Raw genomic sequence first — 25,407 nt, 5'->3', positions numbered from 1 at the left:
GCTTTTTGTTTGGAACCTAGGACGGAAGCGCCGCGCCAAATGTGATCCTTTCCGGCGCCGCTTCCACAACGATCCGTCCGCCCGCCTCGGCGGCGACAAGCGCTGCATATGTCGCCTGGGCCCATGGCCCGGACATGCCTTCGCCGAGCGCCTTCAGGTTCAGGCCTTCACTGACTTCTTCGCGAAGACGGGTCTTGGGACCGGTCGCCTCGACGGCGATGGTCAGGACCCCGCTCAGTACATCTGCGCGCACCCGCACGAGTCCTCCCATGGGAAGCGCCGCGCCCGCCATCTGCGTCAGATTGAGCAAGACCCGCGCCGCAGGTTTCGGCAGGGCCTCCAGGCTCGGCGACCAATCGAGCTCCGCCTTCGCGTGGGTGAAGACCGCCCGCGTGAGGCCCCCCAATTCAGAGGTGGAGAACGCCTGAGCGGCGGCCGACGCCCCAAAGGCGATCCGATAGAAAGCAAGAAGGTCGACCAACTTGCGCGCCGACTCCGCGATCAGACCCAAGGCGTCAGACCGCATGTCCTGAGCCTGGGGATCGTCCAGCAGATCGAGGCCTGAGACGATGGCGCTCGCCGGGCTCAGGAAGTCATGACAAAGGCGCGCCGCGACGACGGCGGCGAACTCTGCTGCGCTCTGCGGGATCGGTTCGGACGGCATGATCCGAACCTGCTGTGATTTGCCGCCGGGGAGAACCGTCAGATGGACTTGGACGCGTCCCACCCGCCTGGTGCGGGCACGCTCACAGCACGAGGGACATCAACCGTCTGCGATCGGGAGAAGACCGGCGCAGAGATCACGAGCACACCGCCGAAGCCCACGCAAAACGCCGCAAGGAAGAGCCAGGCCAGCGGCGCAAGCAACTGCAGGATGGGATCTCGGTTCATTAATCGTCCCCAATCGCCGCCTAAACGCTTCAGACGACCCGTCTGTTGCAGAGGCGAAGCTTAGCGAACCCAGAGCTGCCGCCTTCTATATTTGCAAATCATTCTCATTCTGATATTGAAGTGCGGACGAGCGGCTTTCGCCAACTCGCCTTCCGGTTGTGAGATTCCTCCCTCATGCCGATGACTTCACACGCCCCTCGCCGACCGGTTCGGCGGGGGGCGTCTTTTTACGGCTGCGCTGTGACGCCGACGACACGCAAGTGCGAATAATTCTCATTGCGCCGCCGCCAAGCGCGTCCTAGGAACGCCTCGCAATTGCAGGCGACGCCTGCCAGTAGGGCTTGGGGCATAAGATGACGATCAGAACTGGCGTGAAATCCACGAAGCGCCCGTTGGCGACCGCCGCGGTGGCGGGCCTGGCGGGCTTGTCGCTGTATGGCGGCGTAGCGCACGCCGCCGACGCAACGGACGCAGCCGAGGCGGTGACGCTGGAACAGCGCGGTCCCGAAGGTCGCGGTCCCGGAGACCGTGACCACGACGGACGCGGGCGCGACGAGCGCCGTGGAGATCGTCACGACGACGACAACACCGTCGCCGCCGTCGACGTGACCGGCGAAGACCCGGCGATCAAGAACGTCAAGGTCACCGCCGTTCCGCTCAACAACCCGCAAACGGTGACCGTCGTCTCCAAGGGCGTGATGGAGGCCCAGAACCTGCTGTCGCTGCGCGACGTGCTGCAGACTGTGCCGGGCATCACCTTCGGCGCCGGCGAAGGCGGCGGCGGCTTCGGCGATTCGATCAACCTTCGCGGTTTCTCAGCGAACAACGACATCACTCAGGACGGCGTCCGCGACAGCGCCCAGTACAGCCGCTCCGACACCTTCAACGTCGAGCAGATCGAAGTCACCAACGGCGCCAACTCCGTCTACTCGGGCGCGGGCTCTGTCGGCGGCGCCATCAACCTGAGCGCCAAGCGCCCGGGTCTGCGCAATTCGACCATCCTGTCGGCCGGCGTCGGCGCCGACAACTACTACCGCGGCACGATCGACACGAACCACCGGGTCAACGACAGCGTCGCCGTCCGCCTGAACGCCATGATCCACCGCAACGACGCGCCGGGTCGCGATGTCGAGCAATTCAAGCGCTGGGGTATCGCGCCGTCGGTCGTCATAGGCCTGGACGGTCCGACGCAGTTCACCGCCCAGTTCTTCCATCAGGAAGACGAGAACACCCCGCAGTACGGCGTGCCCTACTACAATGGCCGCGCGCTACCGGGCGTGCCGCGCGAAAACTACTACGGCTTCGAGAATGTCGACATCCAAGACCAGAAGGTCGACATGTTCACGGCCATCATCGACCACAACTTTGGCGATGGCCTGACGGTCCGCAACCTCAGCCGCTACCAGGAAACGACCCAGGATCTCGTGGTCAACCCGACCCAAGGGACCTTCTGCCTGGCGAACGGCTTCAAGCCGCTAGCATGGAGCCAGACCTATGCCGGCGGCCAGGTGGTCACCAACGCCGCCGGCTTCACCGCTTGCGTTGCGGCTACCGATCCAGCCCCCGGCTTCTACGCACCTTCCGGCCCGCGGGGCACAGCGCGCTACACCAAGAACACCCTGCTCTACAATCAGACGGACTTCGCCTGGAACGGCGAGTTCGCGGGCATGCGCCACTCCGCCGTGTTCGGCTTCGCCTTCCTGGCGGAAGACTTCTCGCTGTCGAACGGCAACGTGCAGCGATCGGCCGCCGGCGTCGCGCCGACCTATCCGCAGATGAGCATCGCCGACCCGAACAACAACTACGCGGGTCCGATCAACTACATCCAAGGCGGCGCCCAGGATGGTGAGCGCAAGAACCAGGCGGTCTACCTGTTCGACAACATCGAGCTGAACCCGCAGTTCTCGGTGAATTTCGGCGTCCGCTGGGAGCATAACGAAGGCGAAAACCGCTCCGACACCTACGCGACCAGCGGCGCGACCCTGGGCCAGATCACCCCTGGTCCAAGCTTCGGCAACGACGAGAACCTGCTGACCTATCGCCTGGGCCTGGTCTACAAGCCGGTCCAGAACGCCAGCCTCTACGTCGCCTACGGCAACTCCAAGACGCCGTCGCAAGCAACCGTCAACGGCGCGGGCGCCTGCTCGGCCGTGACCTGCACCGTGAAACCGGAAACCGCCGAAAACTTCGAAATTGGCGCGAAGTACGACTGGAACAGCCTGCTGTCGCTGACCGCCTCTGTGTTCCGCAATGAGCGCTCGAATTACCGCGTGCCCTCGGCCGACCCCCTCGTCGTGCCGCAGCAACTGAACGGCAGCGCGCGCGTCGACGGCGTGACCCTGGGCGCCGCCGGCAAAATCACGCCGCAGTGGTCGGTGTTCGCCAATTACACCTACCTGAAGTCCAAGGTCCTGCAGGGCGTCAACGACACCTTCGCCGCCCAAGGCCTCGACTTCACCAAGGGTGACCCGATCGCCAACGTTCCGGATCATTCCTTCAGCCTGTTCTCGACCTACGACATCACGCCCCAAATCCAGCTCGGCTACAGCGCGACCTATCAGGGCGAATTCTACCTGACTCAACACGGCACTGTGGGCGGCACCGGCGGCACGACCGGCGTCGGCGCGATCCGCACGACCCTGCCCTTGGTCACCACCAAGGCCTATTGGGTGCACGGCGTGACGGCCTCGTGGCGTCCGACCCGCAAGATCGAGCTGCGGGCCAATGTGATCAACCTGTTCGATCGCACCTACTACACGCGCGTCCGCAACAATGGCTGGGCGACCCCTGGCGACGGCCGCGCGGTGCGCCTGACGGTGAACTACCGGCTCTAGACCTCCTGCCAACCGGGAGACCCTGCCTTGCGCCTCGTCCTCGCGGACGGGGCGCATTTTCTTTAAGGTGCGTCCGCATGCTGCTCCATGTCCCTGATGTCCTGACGAAGGCCCAGCTGGCCGACCTGCGCAGGCTGATCGACACGGCCCCATGGTCGGACGGCAATGCGACGTCTGGCCATCAGTCGGCGCTCGCCAAGAAGAACCTGCAGATTCCGGAGGCCGATCCCATCGGCCAGGCGGCCAGCCGGATCATCGCCGAGGCGGTGGCCCGCAATCCGCTCTTCATCTCCGCGGCCCTGCCGCACACGGTGTTTCCGCCCCTGTTCAGCCGCTACGTCGGCGGCGAGGCCTTCGCCATGCATGTCGATAACGGCGTGCGCCAAAGCGGCGACGGCCGGGTTCGCATCCGCACCGACCTGTCGGCGACCCTCTTCCTGGCCGAGCCAGAAGAATATGAAGGCGGCGAGCTGGTCGTCGAGGACACCTACGGCGCGCACGAGGTCAAGCTGCCCGCCGGCGATCTGATCCTCTATCCCTCGTCCAGCCTGCACGAGGTGCGCCCGGTCACCGAAGGCCGCCGCGAGGTCAGTTTTTTCTGGATCCAGAGCCTGGTGCGCGAGGACGCCCGCCGGGCGCTGCTCTTCGATATGGATCTCGCGATCCAGCGGTTGGCGCAGAGCGTCGGCCAGGGCGACGCCGGCATCGTCGCCCTGACCGGCGGGTATCACAACCTGCTGCGAATGTGGGCCGAGCTTTAGCGGATCAAGTTCTTTCAACGACAGAAAGCGCAGGCTAGACAAGCGCCTGACAACTCCGGGGGGAACACGCGATCATGGCCAGGCCCAAGGACGGCGAGACGTCGCTGAAGATGGTGGTCGGCGCCTCCGCCACCGGCACCGCCTTCGAGTGGTACGACTTCTTCGTCTTCGGCAGCCTGGCCCAGATCGTCTCCAAAACCTTCTTTTCCGGCCTGCCGGAGACCGCCGGCTACATCGCAGCCCTCGCCCTCTTCGGCGCCGGCTTCGCCTTCCGGCCGCTCGGCGCCCTCGTCTTCGGCAAGATCGGCGACCAGTCGGGCCGCAAGGGCGCTTTCCTGGCCACCGTGATCCTGATGGGCGGCGCCACGGTGCTGATCGGCTGCCTGCCCAGCTACGCCACCGCCGGCATCATCGCGCCTGCGCTGCTGGTCCTGCTGCGGATCATCCAGGGCTTCGCTCTGGGCGGCGAATATGGCGGCGCGGCGATCTACGTCGCCGAGCACGCGCCCAACGACAAGCGCGGCCGCTCCACCAGCTGGGTGCAGGCCTCAGCCACCGTCGGCTTCTTCGGCGCGCTGACGGTGATCCTCGTCTCGCGCCTGGTCACCAACAGCCTCTTTGGCGCGGGCTCCTTCGACGCCTGGGGCTGACGGATCCCCTTCCTGTTCTCGGCGGGCCTGCTGGCGGTTTCCATCGTCATGCGCCTGAAGCTGTCCGAGAGCCCGACCTTCGCCGCCATGAAGGCCGAAGGCCAGATCGCCAAGCGGCCCTTCAAGGAGGCCTTCGCCGAGTGGAAGAACCTCAAGCTGGTGCTGGTGGCCCTGTTCTCCCTGATGGTGGCCCAAGGGGCGGTCTGGTACACGGCCTTCTTCTATTCCCAGACCTTCATGGAGAAGTTCCTGAAGGTGCCGCCGGCGACCATCAACGTCCTGATGATGGCGCTCGCGATCCTCGCCGCCGGCCTCTACGTCCTCTTCGGCGCGCTGTCGGACAGGCTGGGCCGCAAGACGGTCATGCTCTTCGGCATCACCCTGATGCTGGTCGCCTACTTCCCCGGCTTCCACATGCTCTCGCGAACCCTCAACCCGGCCCTCGCCGAGGCCGAGCAGCGGACCCCCGTCGTCGTGGTCTCCGACCCGACCCAATGCCGCCTGCAGTTCGACCCTGTCGGCAAAGCCGCCTTCACCTCCGCCTGCGATCTGGCCAAGAGCACGCTCGCCAACGCCGGCGTTTCCTACAGGAACGCTGACGGCCCGACCGGCGCGCCGGCCCAGGTCAAGGTCGGCGAGGTCGTGGTCACCTCGCAGGCCGTCACCGGCCTGCCGGCGGCTGAGGCCAAGGCCGTGAAGGCTAAGGTCGAGGCCGACATCAAAGGCGCGCTGAAGAACGCTGGCTACCCGACCGTCGCCGATCCTAAGCGGATGAACCTGGTCGGCGCCTTCTTCGTGATGTCGATCTTCGTCGTGGCCGCAACCGCGCTCTACGGGCCGCTGGCCGCCAGCCTGGTGGAGCTGTTCCCGACGCGGATCCGCTACACCGCCATGTCGCTGCCCTATAACGTCGGCACAGGCTGGGTGGGCGGATTCGTGCCCTTCACCGCTTTCGCCATCGTGGCCTCGGTGGGCGACATCTACTCCGGCCTATGGTTCCCCTTCGCCTGGACCGCGCTCGCGGTCGTGGTGGGTTTCCTGTTCCTGCCCGAGACCAAGGGGCGCGACCTGAACTTCTAGGCGGTCAGCCTGATCACCAGCCGTCCATCCGCCGCCAGGGCCTCAAGGTCCTGGGGCCAAGTCAGGCGTGGCGCGTCGCGCCGCGCGAGGTCGAGAACCTGGCCATCGACACCCGGCTCGACGACCAGGACATCGGCCGCCGCCAGCCTGCGCACCTGGCCCAGCGTCAGGGCCTCGGCCGGCCCGCCGCCGTTGATGGTCTCAACGGCGCCCGCGACAGCCTTCGCCGCCGTCTCGTCCAGCATCGCCAGCAGCATCGCCTCGTCCGCCGCCGCACGCGACAGCGCCGCGCGGAGGAAGCCGCGTCGGCGATGCGCCTCCGGCAGGGCCTCGCGGATTCTGGTCTGCAACCTGGCGAACAGGGCGGCCACCTGGCCCAGGCCCGCCGGGATCTGCGCCTCCAACTGGTGGCGCAACATGGTCGCCAGCATCGGCGCCCCGCCGCCCGTGCCGATCGCCGCCACCACCGCCCCACGGTCGACGATCGCCGGCGTCGTGAAGTCGCACAGGTGCGGCCGATCCGGCGCGTTGACCGGAACGCCGGCAGCCCGCGCGGCGGCCACCGCAGCGGCGACATAGGTCTCATCCTCGCCGGTGACGAAGACCAGCGCGGCGCCCGTGTAGGCGTCCGACGCCAGCGCCGCAGGCCCCGCGATCCGCACAACCTGCGCCGGCGAGCCGGCGAACAGCCGCGCCTTGGCCTCAGCGGCCTCGCCCTCGCCGACGATCACCACCCATCGGCCGGCCAGGGGGAAGAAGGCGGGGAAGGCGTCCATCTAGCGTCCCAGATCGGAGGGCAGGTCGATGTCGAAGAGCACGCCGTCGTCGTCCGCCGCGATCAAGGCCAGTTTGACGCCCAGCCCCTTCAACACCTCACGCGCGCCGGCGTCGCCGCGCGACTGGAGCAGGTCCGCAAACAGCGCGGCGCTGAACAGCACCGGGTGGCCGCGCTGGCCGTCGAAGGTCGGCGCCGCCGCGGCGAATCCTTCTTCCAGCGCCCGAGCCATCTCCGCCGTCGCCGAGGCCGGAATGCGCGGCATGTCGCCCAAGAAGACGTAAACGCCGGCGGTGTCCGAAGGCAGGCTGCTGACGCCTGCGCGCAGGGAGGCGCCCATGCCTTCGAGGTGATCGCTCGCGTGGACGACCTTGACCCGCGGGTCGAAAGCACGCGCCGCGGCGGCGACGCCTTCGGCGTCAGCCCCGGTGACCACCGTCACCTGACGGACCGGCGCGGCGAAGGCCGCGGCGAGGGCGCCATGCAGCAGAGGGCGCCCCGCATAGGGCGCAAGCAGCTTGCCGCCGCCAAAACGCGAGCCTGAACCCGCAGCCAACACGATCGCTTCCAAAATGGGCGCATCCAAGGCTGGACCTGTCGCCACGACCAAACCCTCTCTATGTTAGCGCTGACATGTCGCCCTACGACGCCCAGGACCCTGCGGAAAGCATCGCCGACGCGCAACCCGCGTTGGTGGACGGCTTTGGCCGTGCGGTGTCGTATCTGCGCATGTCGGTCACCGACCGCTGCGACCTGCGCTGTGAATATTGCATGGCCGAGCACATGACCTTCCTGCCCAAGGCCCAGGTTCTGACCCTGGATGAGCTCGACCGCATCGGGTCGGCCTTTATCGGCCTGGGCGCACGCAAGCTGCGGATCACCGGCGGCGAGCCCCTGGTGCGCAAGGGCGTCATGGATCTGATCCGCCGGCTGGGACGCCATATCAAGACAGGCGCGCTGGACGAACTGACCCTGACGACCAACGGCACGCAACTGGCGGCCTTCGCCGACCAGCTTGTCGCGGCGGGCGTAAAGCGGATCAATGTCTCGCTGGACACCCTGAAGCCGGACCTCTTCCGCAAGCTTACCCGCGGCGGCGACCTCACCCAGGTGGTCAAGGGGATCGACGCGGCCCAGGCCGCGGGACTGTCAGTCAAGCTCAACGCCGTGGCGCTGAAGGCGGACAACGCCGCCGAACTGCCCGACCTGATCGTCTGGGCCCACGGGCGCGGCTGCGACGTCACCCTGATCGAGACCATGCCCATGGGCGAGATCGAGGTCGATCGGACCGACCAGTACCTGTCGCTGACCGCGCTTCGGGCCGAGATGGAAAGCTACTGGACGCTGCAAGACTTGGACGTCCGGACCGGCGGACCGGCGCGCTATGTCCGGGTGGCCCAGACCGGAGGGCGGCTAGGGTTCATCACACCGCTCAGCCACAACTTCTGTGAATCCTGCAACCGTGTACGGCTGACCTGCACCGGGGTGTTGCACACTTGCCTGGGCCGCGACGACGCTTGCGACCTGCGCGCCCTGATGCGCGACGGCGCCACCGGCGCCGACTTGACCGTGGCGATCCGCGAAGCGGTCCTGGGCAAGCCCAAGGGCCACGACTTCGAGATCGCCCGCGCCCGCCCCGCCGTCGCGCGCCACATGTCGACGACGGGGGGCTAGGATGGCGCGGGTGCTGCTGTTCGGGCCCCTGGCCGACCTCGCCGGCTGGCGCGAGCGCGCGATCGAGGCCGACAACGTCGCCGCCCTGAAACAGCAGCTGGCGTTCGAGGACGCAGACCTCGGCGAGGCCCTGTCCGGCGCAGGCGTCCTGATCGCTGTCGATCAGGCGATCGTCCGCGGCGCCGCGACGCTGACCTCTGCGAGCGAGGTCGCGTTCCTGCCGCCTATGAGCGGCGGCTGAGGTGACGGTCGCCCTGACCGACCAGCCGTTTGATCCCGGCGCGGCGCTGAACGCCTTCTGCGCCGGCCGCAGCGAGACCGGCGCGGTGGCGACCTTCACAGGCCTCGCCCGCGCCGAGGCGGGAGACACCGACATCCTGGAGCTAGAGCACTATCCGGGCTTCACCGAAGCCGCGATCGCCAGCATCATCACTGACGCTGCCGCTCGCTTCGGCCTGCAGGACGCCCAGGTGCTCCACCGCGTGGGCCGGATCACGCCCGGCGAGGCGATCGTCTTCGTGGCCACCGCGGCGCGCCACCGGCGTGAGGCCTTCGAAGCCTGCGACTTCCTGATGGATTACTTGAAGTCGAAGGCGCCCTTCTGGAAGAAGTCGCACGGGCCGGCGGGGACCATCTGGATCCAGCCGCGGCCTCAAGACCACGCCGACCTTCAACGCTGGGAGCTGGACCAATGACCGCACTGATCCCTGGCGGCCGGATCGACGAGGCTAAGCCCTTCACCCCCGTTCGCGTAGCCGTGCTCAGCGTGTCCGACACACGTGACGAGGAGACCGACACCTCCGGGCGCCTGCTGGCCAGCCGCGTCACCAGCGCCGGGCACGAGCTCGCCGACAAGGCCATTGTCCGCGACGAGGTCGAGGCGATCCGCGCCCAGATCATGGCCTGGGTCGACGGCGGTCTGGTCGACGCCATCGTCACCACCGGCGGCACCGGCATCACCGGCCGCGACGTGACGCCAGAAGCGGTGACACCGCTGTTCGACAAGGTCATCGACGGCTTCGCGGTGATCTTCCACCTGGTCAGCTACGCCAGCGTCGGCCTGTCGACCCTGCAGTCGCGCGCGACCGCCGGCATCATCAAGGGCGTCTTCGTCTTCTGCCTGCCGGGGTCGAACGGCGCAGTGAAGGACGGCTGGGACAAGGTGATCGCCGCCCAGCTCGACAGCCGCCATGGCCCCTGCAACATGGTCGAGCTCATGCCCAGGCTTTTGGAACGGTGACCAGGCTCACCCACATCGACGAGACCGGCCGCGCGGCCATGGTCGACGTCTCGGACAAGGCGGTCACCGCGCGCGAGGCCGTGGCCGAGGGCTTCCTGCGGATGAGCCCGGAGACCCTGGCCCTCGCGCTCGCCGGCGGCGGCGCCAAGGGCGACGTGCGCGCCGTGGCCGAGATCGCCGGCGTCATGGCGGCCAAGAAGACCTCCGACCTGATCCCCATGTGCCACCCCTTGCCGATCACAAAGGCGCAGGTGCGGGTCGAACCGGGCGATGGCGGGCTCAGCGTCACCGCCCGCGTGCGCACCACCGGCCAGACCGGCGTCGAGATGGAGGCCCTGACCGCGGCCTCGATCGCGCTCCTGACTCTCTACGACATGCTGAAGGCGGCGGAGAAAGGCATGGTCATCGAGACCGTGCGCCTCGTCTCCAAGACCGGCGGCAAGAGCGGAGACTGGGGGCAGTGAACCTGCTCTCCGTCGCGGACGCCCGAGCCCGGATGCTGGCCGAGATCACGACCCTTGGCGTTGAGACCGTTCCGCTCGCCGAGGCCATCGGCCGGGTCTTGGCTCAAGATGTCGCCGCCGTCCGCGACCAGCCGCCGTTCACGGCGTCGGCCATGGACGGCTGGGCGATGCGTGCGGCCGACACCCCCGGAACCCTCGCGATCCTCGGCGAAAGCGCAGCCGGCCGCGGTTTTGAAGGCGTCGTGGCGCCTGGCCAGGTGGTGCGGATCTTCACCGGGGCCGCCGTGCCCGAAGGCTGCGACGCCATCGTTATTCAAGAAGACGCCGCCCGGGACGGCGAGCAACTGACCGTGCCTCAAGCTGTCCCCGGCGAGTGGTTCCGACCCGCCGGCGGAGACTTCAAGGCGGGGCAGACCCTGCTGAAGGCCGGCGTCCGCATCGACCCCTGGCGGCTGTCTCTGGCGGCCGCCGCCGGACGCGGCGAAGTGGCGGTGCGGCGTCGCCCGAAGGTCGCGTTCCTGTCCACCGGCGAGGAGATCGTCGTCCCTCCTGCGTCACCTGGGCCCTACCAGATCTATGACGCCGGCACGCCGGCGCTGATCGCCATGGCCAGGGGCTGGGGCGTGGTGGCCGAGCGTGTCACCGCCGTCCGCGATCGGCTGGAGGACACCATCGAAGCGATCCGCGCGGCCGACGCCGACCTGATCGTCACGATCGGCGGCGCTTCGGTCGGCGACCACGATCTGGTGCGCGCCGCCGCCGAGGCCCTGGGCGCCAGCTTCAAGGTGGGCAGCATCGCGGTTCGCCCCGGCAAGCCGACCTTCTTCGCCACCCTGCCCGATGGCCGCCGTCTCCTGGGCCTGCCTGGCAACCCAGCGTCCTGTTTCGTCTGCGCCGAGCTGTTTCTGCGGCCGATCGCGGCGGCCTATCAGGGCGCCGAGTCCCTGCCGCGCCTGCGCGCGGCGCGGCTTGCCGTCCCCTTGCCGGCCAATGGCCCGCGAGAGCACTGGATGCGCGCGACCCTGGCCGCGGACAATGACGGGGATTTGGTCACGCCCTATCGCGAACAGGATTCATCGTTGATGAGCGTCTTCGCCCTATCGACCGTGCTGCTGGTGCGTCAGGCTGGCGCGCCGGCCGCGGCGGCGGGCGAAAGGGTTTCGGTCTTGCCGCTCGAGCGTTTCTGAAAGCCCTCGGCGCCGCGCTCGGCCATGATCTCGCCGATCACCGAGACGGCGACTTCCCAGGGCGCCTTGCCGCCAATATCCAGGCCGATCGGCGCATGGATCCGCGCGATCTGCGCCTCTGGCACGCCGGCTGCTTGCAGCGGCGCGATCCGATCAGGCAACCGACGCCGCGCGCCCAGGAGCCCGACATAGCCCGCCGATGACGGCACAGCCGCCATGAGCGCCTCGCGATCGACCTCCAGGTCGTGACTGGCGATGGCCACCGCCGTCCAGGCGTCTGCGCCGATGGCGGCCAGGGCCTCAGCGGCGCTATCGCGACGATAGGCAAGGCCAGCGACGGGCGGCGGCGTCGCCGGACCCTTACTGCGCACCAGAGTCGTCTCGATCCCAGCCTGAGCGCCCAGCGTCGCGATAGCGATCGCCGTCGGGTCGCCCCCGATCACGATCAATCGCGTCGCCGGCGCATAGAGCCGGCTGACCGCCGCCTCCGGCCAGGGCGACAGCTCCGCCGCGCAGGCGCGGGTCACGCCATCGCTGACCCAGGTCACCACCTGGCGGCCGTCGTCGGCGTCGAGCAGATTGGCCAGAGCGGGGTCATCGGCTGGCACACGCTCAAGGAAGATCTCCAGCCGCGCGCCGCACAGCAGGCGGATGTCCGGCCAGGGACTGCCCGCGCCATACACCAGTGTCCGGGGCTCTCCGTCCTCCAGGCAGGCGAAGGCATGGTCGGCGATGTCGCTCTCGACGCAACCGCCCGAGAAATAGCCGCTGACCTCTAGAGGCGAGAACACCATCTGCGTGCCCGGCGGCCGCGGGCCACCGCCGTCCAGCGCGATCAAGGTGGCGAGGACAAGGGTCTGGCCGGCGTCTCGGGCGCGGCGGAGCGCGGGGCGCGCATCATCGGACAGGCCGAACATCGGCCACTCGGGAAGGGGGTCTCGCATGGCGAAAACCTTAACGTCCTGGAAAGGTCCTAGATACGCCTTCTTAGGCTTCGTCTGCGCAAGATGCTTCGATCGACAGTTTCGCAACCGCCTCGGCAGCCCCACCGCCCATGCAGCATCTCCTCGCAAAGCTCGGCGTCTCGACTGGCCAGTTCGGCCTGGACGGACAGCCCGCGGCGCGTGGCCGTCCGCGGGACGTCGAGGCCAGAGACATCCTGGCGACGGCCGCCCGCGCCGCCCTGCCCGTGCTCGAAGTCGCCCGGCAGACCAGCCATTGCGAGGCGGTGCTGGGCCAGATCCTGCCGCGCCCAAACCCGTTTCGCCTCACGATCACCACCGTTCGCCCCGACCGCGGCCCCGACTTCGCCGAAGCTGAACTGAAGGCGCAGATGCGCCGCCTGGGCGTCGATACCGTCGAGACGATCCTCGCGCCCTCCGCCACCGACCTCTTCAGTCCGAACGGCCCGGCGCTGTGGGATCGCCTGCGCCGCCTGCGCGACGCTGGACTTTGCCGCCACATCGGCGTTTCGGTCTACGCCTCCGACGACCCCGTAGGTCTGGCCAAGCGCTTCAAGCCCGACATCATCCAGGCGCCGGCCTCGCTCCTCGACCAGCGGCTGCTGGTCAACGGCGCCCTGGCCGAGCTTTGCGACATGGACATTCAGGTCCACCTGCGAGCGATCTTCCTCAACGGCTTGCTGTTTCTGCCGCCGGACCGTGCGCCGACCCATCTCAAGGCGGCCGCCAGCCGGATCTCCCGCGCCCGGCGGCTGATCGCCGAGGGCCGCTCAGACCCGCTTCAGGCGGCGCTCGGCTTCGCCCTGTCGCGTCCGGAAGCCTCCTGCGTGATGGTCGGAGTCGCCACGGCGGCGGAAATGTCGGCGGTGATCGCCGCGGCCATGTCGCCCCCGCCGGATCTCGACTGGGACGAAATGGCCATCGACGACCCCGTCACCCTCGACGCACAGGCCACCTGGGCGGCGGCCTAGGCGCCGACCTTATCGCCGCAGGCGCACGCCCACATAGACCGCCCGTCCCGTCTCGCCGTAGCCGAAAGTCTCCTGGTAGCGCCTGTCGCCCAGGTTCTCGACACGACCCGTGAGCTCAACGCCCTCCGTCACCCGGTAGGCGCCGGCGACATCGGCCACCACGAAGCCTTTGCGGACGACGCGGCTGAAACCATCCAGGTCAGTGTCGATCTGGCGCGATTCGCCCCGCGCCGTGAGCGAACCCGACCAGCGATCCTGGACCCACAACAAAGCCGCGGCGCCTGAGGTCTTGGGGGTCCGCAGCAGAGTGATCCCTGTCGAACCGTCCTCGGCCTCGGTGCGCGCGTAGGCGAGCTTCAACCTGAGCGCAGCGGTCAGGCCCAGCAGGGCCTCGGCTTCCAGGCCCTCGCCACGGGTCCGCGAGACGTTCTCGTAGCGGCCGACGCCTGCGTAAACGATCTGGTCCTTCACCCTCAGCCGGTAGCCCGTGACCGCCGCGGAGTGACGGCCGTCCTCGCTCGTCCAGCCCAGGCGCAGGTCGTAGCCGCGGGCGAATTCAGGCCGCAGCGCGACGGTTGGCGCAAAACAGAAGTCGCAGACGTACTGACTGATCGTCGGGGTCTTGAAGCCCGTGCCCGCCGAGCCCGTCAGGGTGAATCCAGCGCCTAGATCAAGGGCCGCCGCAATCCGGCCCGTCGCTTTCGACCTGAACTGGTCTGGATCATCGATGCGGGCGCTGGCGGTTATTGTCAGCCGTTCCAGCGGCGAGACCCGCGCCACCGCGAAGGCCGCCGTATTCGATAGGTCCTGGCTCGGCCGGCCGTCGAGATCAGCATTCGTGTCGGTGCGTTCGGCGCCGACCACCAAGGTTCGGCCCAGCGCGGCGGTGTAGCGGTACACTTGGCGGTCTGCGGCGTAGCTCGACGCGAAGCCGGAGATGTTGTCGCGTTTGATGTCATAGAGGCTGGCGCTGAGCTGGTGCTCGAAACCCAGCGCCTGGGCCGTCGCCCGCACAAAGCCGGACCAGGTCCGGCTCTTGTTGCGGTCGTCGAGATCGCCCAGCAGATAGGCAGGCGGCGCGTAGCCATCGATATCGATGTCGCTCTCGGCGCGCCGCACTCGGCCGTCGAGGCGCAAGCCGCCCAGCTGGGCTCGGCCGCCGAGGCTCGCCGTATAGGTTTTGAACCCGTCCTTCTCCGCGCCCAAGGCGGCCTTGGAGACCCCGTCGGTGCGAAAGCCGGCGAGCGTTGCGTTCAACGCGTAGGCCTCGCTGGCGACGCCTGCCCCAAGAAATCCGCGCACGGTCTCCATCGATCCGCCCTCGACCTCCGCGCGCAAGCCGGCGAGTTCGCGGGTGGTGAAGGAAATCACGCCGCCAATCGCCTCCGAACCCCAGAGCGAGCTCTGCGGGCCGGACAGGATTTCGATGCGCTCCAGGTCGGCCAGTTGCAGAGAACTGGCGTCAAACGATCCGTTGGGGTCGGCCGCGTCGCCGGCTGGCACGCCGTCGATCAGGACCAGGGTCTTGTCGGCCGTAGCGCCACGGATCTTCAAGGCGGTGACGCCGCCGAAGCCGCCATTGCGTGTGAAGCCGACGCCTGGAACCGTGGACAGAAGGTCGGCGGCGAAGCTCGTCCGCCGCGCTTCGATCTCGGCGCGGTCGATCACCCGGGCGCCGGTGACCAGATCCGGCGTCGTCGGCAGCCGCGTGACGACAAGCTCGCTCACGGGGGTTTGCGCGAAGACAGGTCCGGCCGCGGCCGAGGCGAGAAGGCAAATAATCAGCTGGGAACGCATGGTCGCGGTTCCTCCATAACCGGCCCTCCCCGAAGCCGTCGGGCGGGCCTTGCAGGCGACATGGCGGCCCGACGGCGGGGCCTTGCGATGTCGCTGCAACGAGAGAACGCGTGGCGTCCTGCCGCGCCGATGGCCTGGTCCCGGGCCCCGGTCGAACGACGGAAGACGGCAGGTCTCCTGGCTTGCGGGTCATCGCCCCACGCCCTTGCCTTCCCAGGTCTTGCGACCCAGTGGCCTTCCCTCCGAACGGAGGAATCGGACGCGGCGCTCACCGCCGACAGTTGCGGGCACAGCCGGGGAATTGGCGCATGGCTGCGCCGGACCCCGTTCCCTCTTGGCCTCCTTGCGGAGGACCGCCTTCGTGCGCGCCTTATGGCCTGAGCCGGGGGTCGAGGCAAGTCTGGTCGATGACTGGAACCTGAACAGCGCCGTTCAGCATGGGTTCAAAGCCCAGGTCCTAAAACCTGTCTCAACATCCGGTCTCAGGTGTGGCCGGAGGAGCGACAAGGAGCTTTCAGATGATCAACAAGTTCAGCAAGATCGCCGTCGCCGTCCTCGTGACCGGCGCGGTCGCCCTGCCCGCCGCCAGCGCTTCGGCGGCCAGCAAGACCGAACGCGCCCTGATCGGCGGCCTCATCGGCGCCGTCGCCGGCGCGGCGGTCTCCAATGGCGACGGCGGCGCGACCGCCATCGGCGCGGTGGCCGGGGCCGCGATCGGCGCCTCGACCAAGAACAACAATCGCCGCTACTACCAGTCGAACTATCGCAACGACCGCGGCTACTACAACCAACGCGCCGGCTACTATCAGCGCGACAACCAGGTCCGTTACGACCGCTATGGTCGAGCCTACTACGCCCAGCCCGACTATCGCTACGGCTACCGCTAAGACCTGGAGAGGGCGGCGCAGGCGACTGCGCCGCCCTTCCTGTTTTCAGGACACTGACGACCTCAGGACACAAGCCGACAACCCTTCGCGTCGAACGACGCGGGCGTTGGCGTTGATGGCGCCGGACCGGCGCTTCACATAGGGCCCGGGTCTGCCCGCCTTCCAGGAAAGGGGCTTGGGCAGGATCGCCGCCAGCCTGGCGGCCTGCGCGGGCTTTAGCTGGGCGGCTGGAACGCCGAAGTTCTTCCGTGCCGCGGCCTCCGCGCCATAGACGCCAGGCCCCCACTCGATGGAGTTCAAATAGACCTCCATGATCCTCGGCTTACCCCACATCGCCTCGATCAACACGGTGAACCAGGCCTCAAGGCCTTTGCGCACATAGTCGCGATGCGGCCACAGGAAGACGTTCTTGGCGGTCTGCTGGCTGATGGTCGAGCCGCCGCGCACCTTGCCGCCGCGCTGGTTGGCGGCGAAGGCCTTGCGCATCGCCTCGAAGTCAAAGCCGTGGTGTTCGCAGAACCGCGCGTCCTCGGCGGCGATCACCGCCCGCGTCAGGGTCGGCGAAATGCGCTCCAATGGAACCCAGCGCCGATCGAAGCCGCGCCCCTCGAACACCCGCTGCACCATCAGCCAGGTGAGCGGCGGCGGCACGAAGCGGTAGACGCCGACCACGACGACCGGCCCGACGAGACCCACGATCAACAGACCGATCAGCAGGCCCTTCAAGAGCCTGCGAATCGTTGCGCCCGCGCCTCGCACCTTGGCCATAGGTCGTCTCAGTCCAGTTCGGCCACGCCAGCCTGGCCGTCTTCACAGCCCCAGGCGACGCGGCGGCCGTCGGCGGACATGGCGAGCGCGCTGACAGGCTCGCCCTTGTCGGCCTTCAGGGTCTTCACCGAACTGCCTGAGAGTTCAGCCGCCCAGACGCGGCCGTCGTCGAGGCCGGCGGCGGCGAAGGACTTGCTAGGCGCGGTCGCAACCCACAGGACCACGGCGCTCTCATCATAGCCCACCTCGGCGGCCTGCTTGCCCATCGGCCCGTTGGCGCCGGCGAAGGGCCACGCGACCAGGCCGTTCGCGCCCGACGTCGCCAGCAGCGCGCCCTTCGACAGAAACGCCAGGCTACGGATTTTGGCGGGATAGCCGCCCATCCTCAGGTTCTTCTCGTCGGCGACGCGCCAGCCGTGCAACTGGGCGTCCTGCATGGCGGTGATGATGAACTTGCCGTCAGGGCTCCAGATCACGCCCGTATGGCTGCCGGCCCATTTGAGCACGCCCGGCTTCTGGTCGGCGATCCGCGCGTACCAGAGGTTGACGCCGCCATAGGTGGCCGTGGCGACGCGCCGGCCCTTGGGGTCGAAGGCTATGCCCGACACCGCCCGCGGATGGGCGAAGGTGCGCGAAAAATCGGAATCCTTGGAATCGCGGACATGCAGGTCGCGACCCGAGGCGAAGGCGATCAGGCCGGACTCGTCGGAGGTGGCGACGCACTCGATCCAGCCGCCGCGAATCTCCGCCAAGGTCTCGGCGCCCGAGGCGCGCACCCACATCAGACGCCCATCGTCGCCGCCGGTCACGACGCCGTCTCCGGACGGATGAAGGGCCGCAGCGAGCACCGCGCCGTCGTGAGCCTGGACCTCGGCGCCGCCCTCGAAACACACCCGGCCATCGCCCAGCGCGAAGATCGCCTTGCCGGCGCGATCGAAAAGGGTGGCCGAGACGTAGGCGTCGAGGGTCAGCTGCATGACTTCCAGTTAGAGCCGGCTGGGGCGAAGGCAAACAGTTTTGAGCACGGCGGCGCGGCCCCCGCGCTTCGGGCTTTACAATCCCCATCCGGCTTGCCAATGGTCATCGCGACCAAAGACGGGGCCGGGGCGGCCCCCAGGGAAGGAACTGTAAGCATGGCTGCGAAGCTCGCCAGTGGCGGCGGCTCCAAGTTCGATCTTGGCCAGAACTCCGATATGAACGTGACGCCCTTCGTGGACGTCATGCTGGTGCTCCTCATCATCTTCATGGTGTCCATCCCGGCCGCCACCGTTTCGGTGAAGCTCGACCTGCCGCCGGCCGTTCCGCCGCCGCCGGGCGCGAAGATCGAAGAGCCTGTGCTCATCAACATCCAGCAAGGCGGCACGCTGTTCATCGGCGAGCAGGCCACCAAACTGGACACTCTCTCGGTCGATCTGAGCGGCGTCCTGGCCAAGGAAGACCCGCTGACCCCGGTGAAACAACAGCGCGTCTATATCCGCGCCGACCGCACCGTGCGCTACGGCGAGTTCATGGCCGTCATGAACACCCTGCAAGGCAACGGCTTCTATCAGGTCGCTCTGATCAACGAAGAAATCTGATCCGCCTGATCTGACGCGAATTCGAAAAGCCCGCCGGAGCGATCCGGCGGGCTTTTTGCTGGGCGAGTCTGCAGCCTGGCTAATTCTCGCCCTCCCCTTTGCGAAGGAAGGCCGCGAGCGCCTCTGCGCTCGCCAGCTAGCGCGCGAAGGTCGCTTCGAAGCCCTTGCGCAGGGCGGCTTCATCAAGATTGCGGCCGATGAACACCATCTTGCTCTGGCGCGGGCCCGGCCGCCACTCGCCCTGGAAATCACCTTCGAGGATCATGTGCACCGCCTGGAAAACCAGCCGGCGATCCTCACCCTTCACGTCAATGATGCCCTTCGCCCGCAGGATGTCGGGACCCTGGTTCTGCAGGGTCTCATTCAACCAGGCGGTGATGCGCGGGCCGTCGATCGGCTTGTCCGTCACCAGGGAAATACCGCGGATGCCGGACGCCGCGACATGATCATGCGCGTGGTCGTGGTGATCATGATCATGGTGGTCGTGGCCATGATGATCATGGTGATCGTGCTCGCAATGCTCGTCGTGCACATGGCCTTCCTCGCCATGCGCCGGATTGAGGAAGTCAGGCGCGATATCGGTGATGCGGGCGAGGTCGAAGGAGCCGCGCCCAAGGATCGCCTCCAGCGGTACGTTCGAGCGCTCCGCCCTGTGGATCGGCGCCAGGGGATTGAGCTGGCGGATCGCCCGCTCCACCGCGGCCAGTTCGGCCGGCGTGACGAGGTCGGTCTTGTTCAGCACGATCTGGTCGGCGAAGGCGACCTGCTCGGCCGCTTCGTTGGAGTCGCCCAAACGCTGCAGCAGGTGCTTGGCGTCGACCACCGTCGTCACCGAATCGAGCTCGGTCTTGGCGCGCACGTCTTCGTCGATAAAGAACGTCTGGGCCACGGGCCCCGGATCGGCCAGGCCCGTCGTCTCGACGATGATGGCGTCAAAGCCGCGCCCGGTCTTGGCGTTCTGCCGCTTCATCAGTCCGGAAAGCACGCGGATCAGGTCGCCCCGCACGGTGCAGCAGACGCAGCCGTTGTTCATCTCGAAGACTTCCTCGTCGGCGCCGACGATGAGGTCGTTGTCGATTCCGGCTTCGCCGAACTCGTTGACGATCACGGCGTAGCGCTTGCCGTGATCCTCCGAGAGAATGCGGTTCAAGAGTGTCGTCTTGCCGGCTCCCAGGTAACCGGTCAGCACGGTGACGGGAGTCTTGGCGGCGGATGTCGTTTCGCTCATGGCTCACATGTAGTGCTCAACCGGCGTTCCGCAAAAGCTGAATCCGCTTGCGGTCAGCACGACGTTGAATGTTATACAATAACATCATGAACGCAGCCGTCGCGCCGCCAGTCCCCGAGGAGCTCGACGCCTTCCGTCGCGACCGCACCTACCTGGGCGCCGACCATCACCGGAACGAGCGCCGGATCTGGATCGTCACAGGGATTTGCGTCGTAACACTGGCGGCTCAACTGGTCGGCGGCGCGCTCTTCAAGTCCGTAGCGCTCACCGCCGGCGGCCTGCACATGAGCGCCCATGTGGCTGCTCTTTTGACAGCCGCGGCCGCCTACGCCTTCGCCCGGCGCCACGCCGCCGACCCTCGATTCAGCTTCGGCGTCGGTAAGGTCGGCTACCTGGCCGGCTTCGCCAACGCCGTGGTCCTGGCCATCACCGCCCTGGCCATCGCGACGGAGAGCGTGGAACGCCTGATCCATCCCGAGGCCGTGCGCTATGACGGCGCCCTGCCGCTCGCCGCCGCCGGCCTCGCCGTGAACCTGCTGTGCATCGTCGTCCTGCGGCCGGCCCGGCGGAAGGGGCACACCCATGATCGCGACGGCGACCTGAACATCTCCGCCGCCCACCTGCACCTATCAGCCGACGCCATGGTGTCGGTGCTGACTATCGCCGCCATGGCCTTGGGCGCGGCCCTTCACTGGGACTGGACGGATCCGGCCGCAGGCCTGGCCGGCGCGATCTTGGTCGGCCGGTTCGCCTGGAACCTGGCGCGGCGCGCCAGCGCCACCTTGCTCGACGTCAACCCCTCGAGCGCGCTGACCGAGGAAGTGCGAGCCCGTCTTCAAGTTGACGGCGCCGAGGTCGTCGACCTGCACGTCTGGCGCCTGGGTCCAGGCCACCACGCCGCCGTCGCCGTGGTCGCGGGCCTGCATGTTGACGTCGCGCGCCTTCGACAGGCGCTGGCCGTGATCCCCGAGCTCAGCCACGTCACCATCGAAGTCGCAACGCCCGGCGCGACGCACCAGCCCTGAGCCCAGGTTCCGGCGCTCACGATCAAATGAACTGCGGCCCTGCGCGGCGGGAACCCTAAGCCTGCGCGGCGGGTTCAGGGGCCAACCAAACGGGAGCCCTCCATGAAATCCGCACTCTTCCTTTCCGCCGCTGTCGCCGCCGCGCTTTCGCTGGCCGCTTGCAGCAAGGCCACCACCGACAACGCCCGGGCCGACGCCGCCGCAGCGGTCAACACCGCGCAGGACGCGGCCGCCGGCCCGGTTGGCCAGATGTCCGCCCAGACCATCGGCTCGCACGACACCCCGTCCTTCGTGGCCAACGCCGCCATGAGCGACATGTATGAAGTCGAGGCCGGGAAGATGGCCCAGGCGCGCGGCAAGGCGGCCGACGTGAAGGCCTTCGGTAAGATGATGGCCGACGGCCACACCGCCACCACCGCCGAGATGAAACCTTTGGCCGCGGCCGCCGGCCAGACGCCGCCTGCCGCGCTCGACGAGCGCCGTCAAGGCCTGCTCGACAACCTCAAAGCCGCCAGCGACGCCGACTTCGACCGCGTCTATGTCGACCAACAGGTCGCCGCCCACCAGGAGGCGCTGACGCTGCTCACCGGCTACGCCGCCAACGGCGACAACGCCGGCCTGAAAGGCTTCGCCGCCAAGACCGCGCCCGCCGTTCAGATGCATCTCGACAAGGCCAACGGCATGAAGACGGCCATGAAATAGCCTATGGCGAAAGGGCGCCGGCGGACCGTTACGAACCGGTCCTGAAGCCGGCGCCTCTTCGTTGACTTGGCCGCGACCCTCTGTATAAGTCCGCGCCTCTCGCCCCAGGGGACTCCTCGGGGGCGCATTCCGTTTTGAACTATCAGTCTCTTCAAAGGCGCGAACGATGTACGCGGTGATCAAGACCGGCGGGAAGCAATACCGGGTTCAACCCGGCGACGTGCTGGTCGTCGAAAAGCTGGATGGCGAACCCGGCGCGACCGTCGCGTTCGGCGACGTCCTGATGCTCGGCGACGGCGACGCCGTGACGATCGGTGAGCCGATCGTTGCGGGCGCGAGCGTCTCGGCGACGATGATCGAAACCCGCAAGGGTGAGAAGGTGAAGATCTTCAAGAAGATCCGCCGCCAAGGCTATCGCCGCACCCGTGGCCATCGCCAGACCGAAAGCGTGCTGCGCGTCACCGCGATCGCCGCCGACGGCAAGGAAGCCAAGTGGGACGGCGTGGTCGATCTGACCACCAAGGCCGAGCTGAACGCCCGCTCGCGCAATCTGAAGCTCGACTTCGCGCCGGTCCCGGCCGTCGCGGCCGCGGCTTCGGAAGACGCCCCGAAGGTGAAGCGTTCGACGGTCCGCAAGGCCGCCGCCGCCCAGAACGACGCGGCGCCGGCGACGGACGCTCCCGCGGTCGAAACCAAGGATTCGGGCGCCGAATAAGGCGCCCCGCTAGGATCAGGAGAGCAGCATGGCTCACAAAAAATCAGGCGGCTCCTCGCGCAACGGGCGCGACTCCGCCGGCCAGCGCCTCGGCGTGAAGAAATACGGCGGCGAGAACGTCCTCGCCGGCAATATTCTCGTCCGCCAGCGCGGCACCAAGTTCTGGCCGGGCGACAATGTCGGCCTCGGCCGCGACCACACCCTGTTCGCCACCGCGACCGGCGCTGTGAAATTTACGACCAAGCGCAATGACCGCACCTACGTGTCGATCGTGCCTGCGCCGATGGCCGCCGAGTAAGCGGAACCGCTTTGACCGGTTCCGCCCCGCCTGGGCGAACCGGATGACGAACCTTCAGCGGGGAGTCCGGGTCGCCTGGGCTCCCCGCTTTCGTTTGGGCCGCACGCCGGCTCGGGAGGTTCGAAGATGTGCTCGATCAGGATCACACCGCACATCGTCAGCGACAGGCTGGCGCTGCGCCCATTAAGTCCGCGGGACGCGACCCGCATCGCCGCCCTGGCGAACGACATCGCCGTGGCCGGCATGGTCTCACGTATGCCTCACCCCTACGCGATCGAGGACGCCCAGGCATTTCTGGCGATCGACTTCGATCCTGAGCGCGAGGTGAATTTCGCCATTGATCACCACGACCACGGCCTGATCGGGCTCTTGGGCTTCCACGGCGACGACCGCCGCCAGCCCGAGCTTGGCTACTGGCTGGGGCGCGACTTCTGGGGACAGGGCCTCGCGACCGAGGCGACGGACGCGGCTCTCGTCTGGGCCAGTCGCGAGTGGGGCAAGCGCGCTGTCCAGGCCCGGCACTACGCGGACAACCCGGCCTCGGGCGCCGTCTTGAACAAGGCGGGGTTCCTCTACACTGGGGCGGTCACGCTGGCTCAGTCGCTCGCCCGGGCCGCGCCCGCGCCGTCGCGCCACATGATGTGGCTCGCTTAAGGAAACGGCGCGCCATTTGTGCTAAGCGCCTTGGTTGAAGGTAATTGATCGACCCATGAAGTTTCTCGACGAGTGCAAGATCTTTGTCCGCTCCGGCAACGGCGGCGGCGGCGCGGTCTCATTCCGGCGCGAGAAGTATATCGAGTATGGCGGTCCGGACGGCGGCGACGGCGGCAATGGCGGCGACGTCTGGATCGAGGCGGTCGACGGGCTGAACACCCTGATCGACTTCCGCTACCACCAGCACTTCAAGGCCGAGACCGGCGTCCATGGCATGGGCCGCAATCGCCATGGCCACGCCGGGGCCGACGCGATCCTCAAGGTCCCAGTGGGCACCCAGGTGTTCGAGGAGGACAAAGAGACCCTGATCATCGACATGGACCAGGCCGGCCAACGCTATCTCTTGGCCAAGGGCGGCAATGGCGGCTGGGGCAACGATCGCTTCAAGGGCCCGGTCAACCAGGCGCCGCGGCACGCGAACCCCGGCGCGCCCGGCGAAGAACGCTGGATCTGGCTCCGCCTGAAGTTGATCGCAGACGTAGGCCTCGCAGGGCTGCCCAACGCGGGCAAGTCGACCTTCCTGGCCGCCGCCAGCGCGGCCCGGCCGAAGATCGCCGATTATCCCTTCACCACGCTCGCCCCCAATCTCGGCGTCGTCGACCTTTCGCCCAACGAGCGCTTCGTCATCGCTGACATTCCCGGCCTGATCGAAGGCGCTTCCGAAGGCGCGGGCCTGGGCGTGCGCTTCCTGGGCCACGTCGAGCGGACGGCGACCCTGATTCACCTGGTCGACGGGACTCAAGAGGACGTGGTCGGCGCGTGGCGCACCGTGCGCACCGAGCTCGAAGCCTATGGTGAGGAGTTGGGCCACAAGCACGAGATCCTCGCGCTCAACAAGGTCGACGCCCTCGACCCCGACACCCGCGCCGAAAAGGCCGCCGAGCTGGAGGCCGCGGCAGGCGTCAAGCCGCGCCTCGTGTCCGGGGTGTCCGGCGAGGGCGTCCAGGCCCTGCTGCGCGCGGCCTTCCAGGAGGTCCGCCGCCGCAATGGCGAGCTCGTGGACGACGACGTCGACGAACACGCCACCGCGCCCCAAGGCGAATGGCGCCCATGAACGGACTGGCCGACGCGCGCCGGATCGTCGTCAAGATCGGTTCAGCCCTTCTGGTCGATGAGAACGGCGCCGCGCACCGCGACCGGCTGGCGGCGATCGCCGCCGATATCGCCCGCCTGCGCGGCCGGGGCCAGCAGGTGCTGGTGGTCTCCTCTGGCTCCGTGGCGCTGGGCCGACGGCGCCTTGGCCTTCGTCGTAAGGCGCTCACCCTCCCGGAGAAACAGGCCGCCGCGGCCGCCGGCCAATCGGCCCTGATGCGCGCCTGGGAAGAAGCCCTCGAGCCCCATGACATCGCCTGCGCTCAAATTCTGCTGACCCGCGACGACACCGAGGTGCGCAGGCGCTGGTTGAACGCGCGTGCGACGGTCGACACTCTCTTGTCCCTGGGCGTCGTGCCGGTGGTGAACGAGAACGACACCGTCGTCACCGAAGAGATCCGCTATGGCGATAATGACCGCCTGGCCGCCCGCGTAGCCCAGATGATCGGCGCTGACGTCCTGGTCCTGCTGTCAGACATCGACGGCCTCTACACCTCCGATCCCCGTCGTGATCCGACCGCCGAGCGGCTGCCGCGCATCGCCCGATTGACACCGGAGATCGAGGCCATGGCGGGCGGCGCCAATGCTGGCGCGGGCGTCGGCACCGGCGGCATGGCCACCAAGCTCGCCGCCGCCAAGATCGCCGCCGCCGCCGGTTGCGCAACCGTCATCACCCTGGGCTCGCGGCCCCGCCCGCTGCTCGCCGTCGAGTTGGGCGAGGCCTCGACCATCATCGAGCCGTCGATCAGCCCAGCGGCGGCTTACAAGGCGTGGATCGCCGGCAGCCTGGCGCCCACTGGCTCTCTTGGCGTCGATGCCGGCGCCGCGGCCGCCGTGCGCCGGGGCAAGAGCTTGTTGGCCGCTGGCGTCCGCTCGGTTCAGGGCCGCTTCGACCGCGGCGACGCCGTGCTGATCCACGACGAGGCCGGCCGCGAGATCGCCCGGGGCCTGGTCCGCTACGACGCCGAGGAAGCCAGCCGGATCGTTGGCCTACGCTCCGAAGCCATCGAGGAGACCCTGGGCTTCAGCTTTGGCCCACTGGTCCACGCTGATGACCTGGCCTTGGCCCAGCATACGCAAGACGCGTAAAGACCACGACGGATCAGAGGGTACGA

The 25,407-nt window shown here is 67.9% G+C and carries 27 protein-coding genes, 1 pseudogene and 1 riboswitch; of the genes and pseudogenes, 19 read left to right on the top strand and 9 right to left on the bottom strand.

What is annotated here, in order from left to right; translation table 11 throughout:
- Positions 1–16: 16 nt before the first annotated feature.
- Positions 17–664: a histidine phosphotransferase ChpT gene (chpT, locus tag BN1313_RS03665; RefSeq protein ID WP_091736704.1), complete on the bottom strand. Its 648-nt coding sequence runs from the start codon at positions 662–664 to the stop codon at positions 17–19.
- A gap of 38 nt (positions 665–702) precedes the next feature.
- Positions 703–891, bottom strand: a complete 189-nt coding sequence (locus BN1313_RS03660) for a hypothetical protein (RefSeq protein WP_091736702.1) — start codon at positions 889–891, stop codon at positions 703–705.
- A gap of 353 nt (positions 892–1,244) precedes the next feature.
- On the opposite strand from BN1313_RS03660, the gene BN1313_RS03655 reads away from it, so the two are divergent.
- From BN1313_RS03655 to BN1313_RS03645, 3 genes and pseudogenes are all read left to right on the top strand, one after another.
- The gene (locus BN1313_RS03655; RefSeq protein WP_091736700.1) at positions 1,245–3,725 is read left to right on the top strand and encodes a TonB-dependent receptor; all 2,481 of its coding nucleotides are present in this window, start codon (positions 1,245–1,247) and stop codon (positions 3,723–3,725) included.
- 77 nt (positions 3,726–3,802) lie between these two features.
- On the top strand, positions 3,803–4,486 hold the full coding sequence (locus BN1313_RS03650; RefSeq protein WP_091736696.1) for a Fe2+-dependent dioxygenase: 684 nt from the start codon (positions 3,803–3,805) through the stop codon (positions 4,484–4,486).
- Between the two features lie 74 nt (positions 4,487–4,560).
- A pseudogene (locus tag BN1313_RS03645) lies at positions 4,561–6,216 on the top strand (MFS transporter).
- Here BN1313_RS03645 and BN1313_RS03640 read toward each other — a convergent pair.
- Together BN1313_RS03640 and BN1313_RS03635 are read right to left on the bottom strand one after the other, a co-directional pair.
- Positions 6,213–6,992: an NAD(P)-dependent oxidoreductase gene (locus BN1313_RS03640; protein ID WP_091736692.1), complete on the bottom strand. Its 780-nt coding sequence runs from the start codon at positions 6,990–6,992 to the stop codon at positions 6,213–6,215. The pseudogene BN1313_RS03645 and the gene BN1313_RS03640 overlap by 4 nt on opposite strands.
- The gene (locus BN1313_RS03635; RefSeq protein ID WP_245620077.1) at positions 6,993–7,562 is read right to left on the bottom strand and encodes a nucleotidyltransferase family protein; all 570 of its coding nucleotides are present in this window, start codon (positions 7,560–7,562) and stop codon (positions 6,993–6,995) included.
- 62 nt (positions 7,563–7,624) lie between these two features.
- Here BN1313_RS03635 and moaA point away from each other — a divergent pair, with 62 nt between their 5' ends.
- Genes moaA through BN1313_RS03605 form a run of 6 tightly spaced genes read left to right on the top strand, consistent with a single transcriptional unit; the run spans position 7,625 to position 11,556 of the window.
- Positions 7,625–8,665 (top strand): GTP 3',8-cyclase MoaA, encoded by a 1,041-nt coding sequence (gene moaA / locus BN1313_RS03630; RefSeq protein WP_091736689.1) that lies wholly within the window; start codon positions 7,625–7,627, stop codon positions 8,663–8,665.
- Position 8,666: 1 nt separating this feature from the next.
- Positions 8,667–8,906, top strand: a complete 240-nt coding sequence (locus BN1313_RS03625; protein WP_091736681.1) for a MoaD/ThiS family protein — start codon at positions 8,667–8,669, stop codon at positions 8,904–8,906.
- 1 nt (position 8,907) lies between these two features.
- Positions 8,908–9,360, top strand: a complete 453-nt coding sequence (locus tag BN1313_RS03620; RefSeq protein ID WP_091736679.1) for a molybdenum cofactor biosynthesis protein MoaE — start codon at positions 8,908–8,910, stop codon at positions 9,358–9,360.
- Positions 9,357–9,905 carry a molybdenum cofactor biosynthesis protein B gene (moaB, locus tag BN1313_RS03615; RefSeq protein WP_091736677.1) on the top strand — a complete coding sequence of 183 codons (549 nt, stop codon included), beginning with the start codon at positions 9,357–9,359 and terminating at the stop codon, positions 9,903–9,905. The genes BN1313_RS03620 and moaB overlap by 4 nt, the downstream gene beginning before the upstream one ends.
- A complete protein-coding gene (moaC, locus tag BN1313_RS03610; protein ID WP_091736675.1) occupies positions 9,902–10,369 on the top strand; it encodes a cyclic pyranopterin monophosphate synthase MoaC in 468 nt (155 codons plus the stop codon). The genes moaB and moaC overlap by 4 nt, the downstream gene beginning before the upstream one ends.
- A complete protein-coding gene (locus BN1313_RS03605; RefSeq protein WP_091736673.1) occupies positions 10,366–11,556 on the top strand; it encodes a molybdopterin molybdotransferase MoeA in 1,191 nt (396 codons plus the stop codon). The genes moaC and BN1313_RS03605 overlap by 4 nt, the downstream gene beginning before the upstream one ends.
- Here the strand turns inward: BN1313_RS03605 and BN1313_RS03600 are convergent.
- Positions 11,490–12,500, bottom strand: a complete 1,011-nt coding sequence (locus BN1313_RS03600) for an XdhC family protein (RefSeq protein WP_245620076.1) — start codon at positions 12,498–12,500, stop codon at positions 11,490–11,492. The two genes, BN1313_RS03605 and BN1313_RS03600, sit on opposite strands and share 67 nt — an antisense overlap.
- A 110-nt stretch (positions 12,501–12,610) precedes the next feature.
- Here BN1313_RS03600 and BN1313_RS03595 point away from each other — a divergent pair, with 110 nt between their 5' ends.
- The gene (locus tag BN1313_RS03595) at positions 12,611–13,489 is read left to right on the top strand and encodes a bifunctional regulator KidO (protein WP_091736671.1); all 879 of its coding nucleotides are present in this window, start codon (positions 12,611–12,613) and stop codon (positions 13,487–13,489) included.
- A gap of 9 nt (positions 13,490–13,498) precedes the next feature.
- On the opposite strand, the gene BN1313_RS03590 is transcribed toward BN1313_RS03595, so the two are convergent.
- Positions 13,499–15,286: a TonB-dependent receptor plug domain-containing protein gene (locus BN1313_RS03590; RefSeq protein ID WP_091736670.1), complete on the bottom strand. Its 1,788-nt coding sequence runs from the start codon at positions 15,284–15,286 to the stop codon at positions 13,499–13,501.
- A gap of 150 nt (positions 15,287–15,436) precedes the next feature.
- Positions 15,437–15,659, bottom strand: a riboswitch (cobalamin riboswitch).
- A gap of 145 nt (positions 15,660–15,804) precedes the next feature.
- On the opposite strand from BN1313_RS03590, the gene BN1313_RS03585 reads away from it, so the two are divergent.
- Positions 15,805–16,173 (top strand): glycine zipper 2TM domain-containing protein, encoded by a 369-nt coding sequence (locus tag BN1313_RS03585; protein ID WP_091736667.1) that lies wholly within the window; start codon positions 15,805–15,807, stop codon positions 16,171–16,173.
- Between the two features lie 45 nt (positions 16,174–16,218).
- Here BN1313_RS03585 and mtgA read toward each other — a convergent pair whose 3' ends face one another.
- Together mtgA and BN1313_RS03575 are read right to left on the bottom strand one after the other, a co-directional pair.
- Positions 16,219–16,941 carry a monofunctional biosynthetic peptidoglycan transglycosylase gene (gene mtgA / locus BN1313_RS03580; RefSeq protein ID WP_091736666.1) on the bottom strand — a complete coding sequence of 241 codons (723 nt, stop codon included), beginning with the start codon at positions 16,939–16,941 and terminating at the stop codon, positions 16,219–16,221.
- Between the two features lie 8 nt (positions 16,942–16,949).
- Positions 16,950–17,918: a WD40 repeat domain-containing protein gene (locus BN1313_RS03575; protein ID WP_091736665.1), complete on the bottom strand. Its 969-nt coding sequence runs from the start codon at positions 17,916–17,918 to the stop codon at positions 16,950–16,952.
- A gap of 156 nt (positions 17,919–18,074) precedes the next feature.
- Here BN1313_RS03575 and BN1313_RS03570 point away from each other — a divergent pair, with 156 nt between their 5' ends.
- Complete coding sequence (locus BN1313_RS03570; RefSeq protein ID WP_091736664.1) at positions 18,075–18,518, top strand: biopolymer transporter ExbD; 444 nt, start codon at positions 18,075–18,077, stop codon at positions 18,516–18,518.
- 136 nt (positions 18,519–18,654) lie between these two features.
- On the opposite strand, the gene BN1313_RS03565 is transcribed toward BN1313_RS03570, so the two are convergent.
- Positions 18,655–19,746 carry a CobW family GTP-binding protein gene (locus BN1313_RS03565; RefSeq protein WP_091736663.1) on the bottom strand — a complete coding sequence of 364 codons (1,092 nt, stop codon included), beginning with the start codon at positions 19,744–19,746 and terminating at the stop codon, positions 18,655–18,657.
- Positions 19,747–19,832: 86 nt separating this feature from the next.
- Here BN1313_RS03565 and dmeF point away from each other — a divergent pair, with 86 nt between their 5' ends.
- From dmeF to proB, 7 genes are all read left to right on the top strand, one after another.
- Positions 19,833–20,771 (top strand): CDF family Co(II)/Ni(II) efflux transporter DmeF, encoded by a 939-nt coding sequence (gene dmeF / locus BN1313_RS03560; protein ID WP_091742244.1) that lies wholly within the window; start codon positions 19,833–19,835, stop codon positions 20,769–20,771.
- Between the two features lie 102 nt (positions 20,772–20,873).
- Positions 20,874–21,473, top strand: coding sequence for a DUF4142 domain-containing protein (locus BN1313_RS03555; protein WP_091736662.1), 600 nt, complete (start codon positions 20,874–20,876; stop codon positions 21,471–21,473).
- A gap of 166 nt (positions 21,474–21,639) precedes the next feature.
- The gene (gene rplU / locus BN1313_RS03550; protein WP_091736660.1) at positions 21,640–22,188 is read left to right on the top strand and encodes a 50S ribosomal protein L21; all 549 of its coding nucleotides are present in this window, start codon (positions 21,640–21,642) and stop codon (positions 22,186–22,188) included.
- A gap of 28 nt (positions 22,189–22,216) precedes the next feature.
- The gene (gene rpmA / locus BN1313_RS03545; protein WP_091736658.1) at positions 22,217–22,486 is read left to right on the top strand and encodes a 50S ribosomal protein L27; all 270 of its coding nucleotides are present in this window, start codon (positions 22,217–22,219) and stop codon (positions 22,484–22,486) included.
- Positions 22,487–22,612: 126 nt separating this feature from the next.
- Positions 22,613–23,140 carry a GNAT family N-acetyltransferase gene (locus BN1313_RS03540; protein ID WP_091736657.1) on the top strand — a complete coding sequence of 176 codons (528 nt, stop codon included), beginning with the start codon at positions 22,613–22,615 and terminating at the stop codon, positions 23,138–23,140.
- Positions 23,141–23,195: 55 nt separating this feature from the next.
- Positions 23,196–24,254, top strand: a complete 1,059-nt coding sequence (gene obgE, locus BN1313_RS03535) for a GTPase ObgE (protein WP_091736656.1) — start codon at positions 23,196–23,198, stop codon at positions 24,252–24,254.
- Entirely contained in the window at positions 24,251–25,381 is a 1,131-nt protein-coding gene (gene proB / locus BN1313_RS03530; protein WP_091742242.1) for a glutamate 5-kinase, read from the top strand. The genes obgE and proB overlap by 4 nt, the downstream gene beginning before the upstream one ends.
- Positions 25,382–25,407: the final 26 nt, after the last annotated feature.

Source organism: Phenylobacterium immobile (ATCC 35973) (assembly GCF_001375595.1).
In the GTDB taxonomy this organism is placed as follows: Bacteria; Pseudomonadota; Alphaproteobacteria; order Caulobacterales; family Caulobacteraceae; genus Phenylobacterium; species Phenylobacterium immobile.
The sequence above is the reverse complement of the archived record's forward strand: the minus strand, read 5'-3'. Positions and strand labels throughout refer to the sequence as shown.

Bases quoted from the DNA above. Each gene is read 5' to 3' on its own strand.
- BN1313_RS03595 (WP_091736671.1), top strand. From the start codon at position 12,611: ATGCAGCATCTCCTCGCAAAGCTCGGCGTCTCGACTGGCCAGTTCGGC.
- chpT (WP_091736704.1), bottom strand. From the start codon at position 664: ATGCCGTCCGAACCGATCCCGCAGAGCGCAGCAGAGTTCGCCGCCGTC.
- BN1313_RS03590 (WP_091736670.1), bottom strand. From the start codon at position 15,286: ATGCGTTCCCAGCTGATTATTTGCCTTCTCGCCTCGGCCGCGGCCGGA.
- BN1313_RS03625 (WP_091736681.1), top strand. From the start codon at position 8,667: ATGGCGCGGGTGCTGCTGTTCGGGCCCCTGGCCGACCTCGCCGGCTGG.
- BN1313_RS03650 (WP_091736696.1), top strand. From the start codon at position 3,803: ATGCTGCTCCATGTCCCTGATGTCCTGACGAAGGCCCAGCTGGCCGAC.
- BN1313_RS03555 (WP_091736662.1), top strand. From the start codon at position 20,874: ATGAAATCCGCACTCTTCCTTTCCGCCGCTGTCGCCGCCGCGCTTTCG.
- BN1313_RS03575 (WP_091736665.1), bottom strand. From the start codon at position 17,918: ATGCAGCTGACCCTCGACGCCTACGTCTCGGCCACCCTTTTCGATCGC.
- proB (WP_091742242.1), top strand. From the start codon at position 24,251: ATGAACGGACTGGCCGACGCGCGCCGGATCGTCGTCAAGATCGGTTCA.
- moaA (WP_091736689.1), top strand. From the start codon at position 7,625: ATGTCGCCCTACGACGCCCAGGACCCTGCGGAAAGCATCGCCGACGCG.
- BN1313_RS03600 (WP_245620076.1), bottom strand. From the start codon at position 12,500: ATGCGAGACCCCCTTCCCGAGTGGCCGATGTTCGGCCTGTCCGATGAT.
- BN1313_RS03565 (WP_091736663.1), bottom strand. From the start codon at position 19,746: ATGAGCGAAACGACATCCGCCGCCAAGACTCCCGTCACCGTGCTGACC.
- BN1313_RS03655 (WP_091736700.1), top strand. From the start codon at position 1,245: ATGACGATCAGAACTGGCGTGAAATCCACGAAGCGCCCGTTGGCGACC.
- BN1313_RS03585 (WP_091736667.1), top strand. From the start codon at position 15,805: ATGATCAACAAGTTCAGCAAGATCGCCGTCGCCGTCCTCGTGACCGGC.
- mtgA (WP_091736666.1), bottom strand. From the start codon at position 16,941: ATGGCCAAGGTGCGAGGCGCGGGCGCAACGATTCGCAGGCTCTTGAAG.
- BN1313_RS03640 (WP_091736692.1), bottom strand. From the start codon at position 6,992: ATGGACGCCTTCCCCGCCTTCTTCCCCCTGGCCGGCCGATGGGTGGTG.
- rpmA (WP_091736658.1), top strand. From the start codon at position 22,217: ATGGCTCACAAAAAATCAGGCGGCTCCTCGCGCAACGGGCGCGACTCC.
- moaB (WP_091736677.1), top strand. From the start codon at position 9,357: ATGACCGCACTGATCCCTGGCGGCCGGATCGACGAGGCTAAGCCCTTC.
- dmeF (WP_091742244.1), top strand. From the start codon at position 19,833: ATGAACGCAGCCGTCGCGCCGCCAGTCCCCGAGGAGCTCGACGCCTTC.
- obgE (WP_091736656.1), top strand. From the start codon at position 23,196: ATGAAGTTTCTCGACGAGTGCAAGATCTTTGTCCGCTCCGGCAACGGC.
- BN1313_RS03660 (WP_091736702.1), bottom strand. From the start codon at position 891: ATGAACCGAGATCCCATCCTGCAGTTGCTTGCGCCGCTGGCCTGGCTC.
- BN1313_RS03540 (WP_091736657.1), top strand. From the start codon at position 22,613: ATGTGCTCGATCAGGATCACACCGCACATCGTCAGCGACAGGCTGGCG.
- rplU (WP_091736660.1), top strand. From the start codon at position 21,640: ATGTACGCGGTGATCAAGACCGGCGGGAAGCAATACCGGGTTCAACCC.
- BN1313_RS03570 (WP_091736664.1), top strand. From the start codon at position 18,075: ATGGCTGCGAAGCTCGCCAGTGGCGGCGGCTCCAAGTTCGATCTTGGC.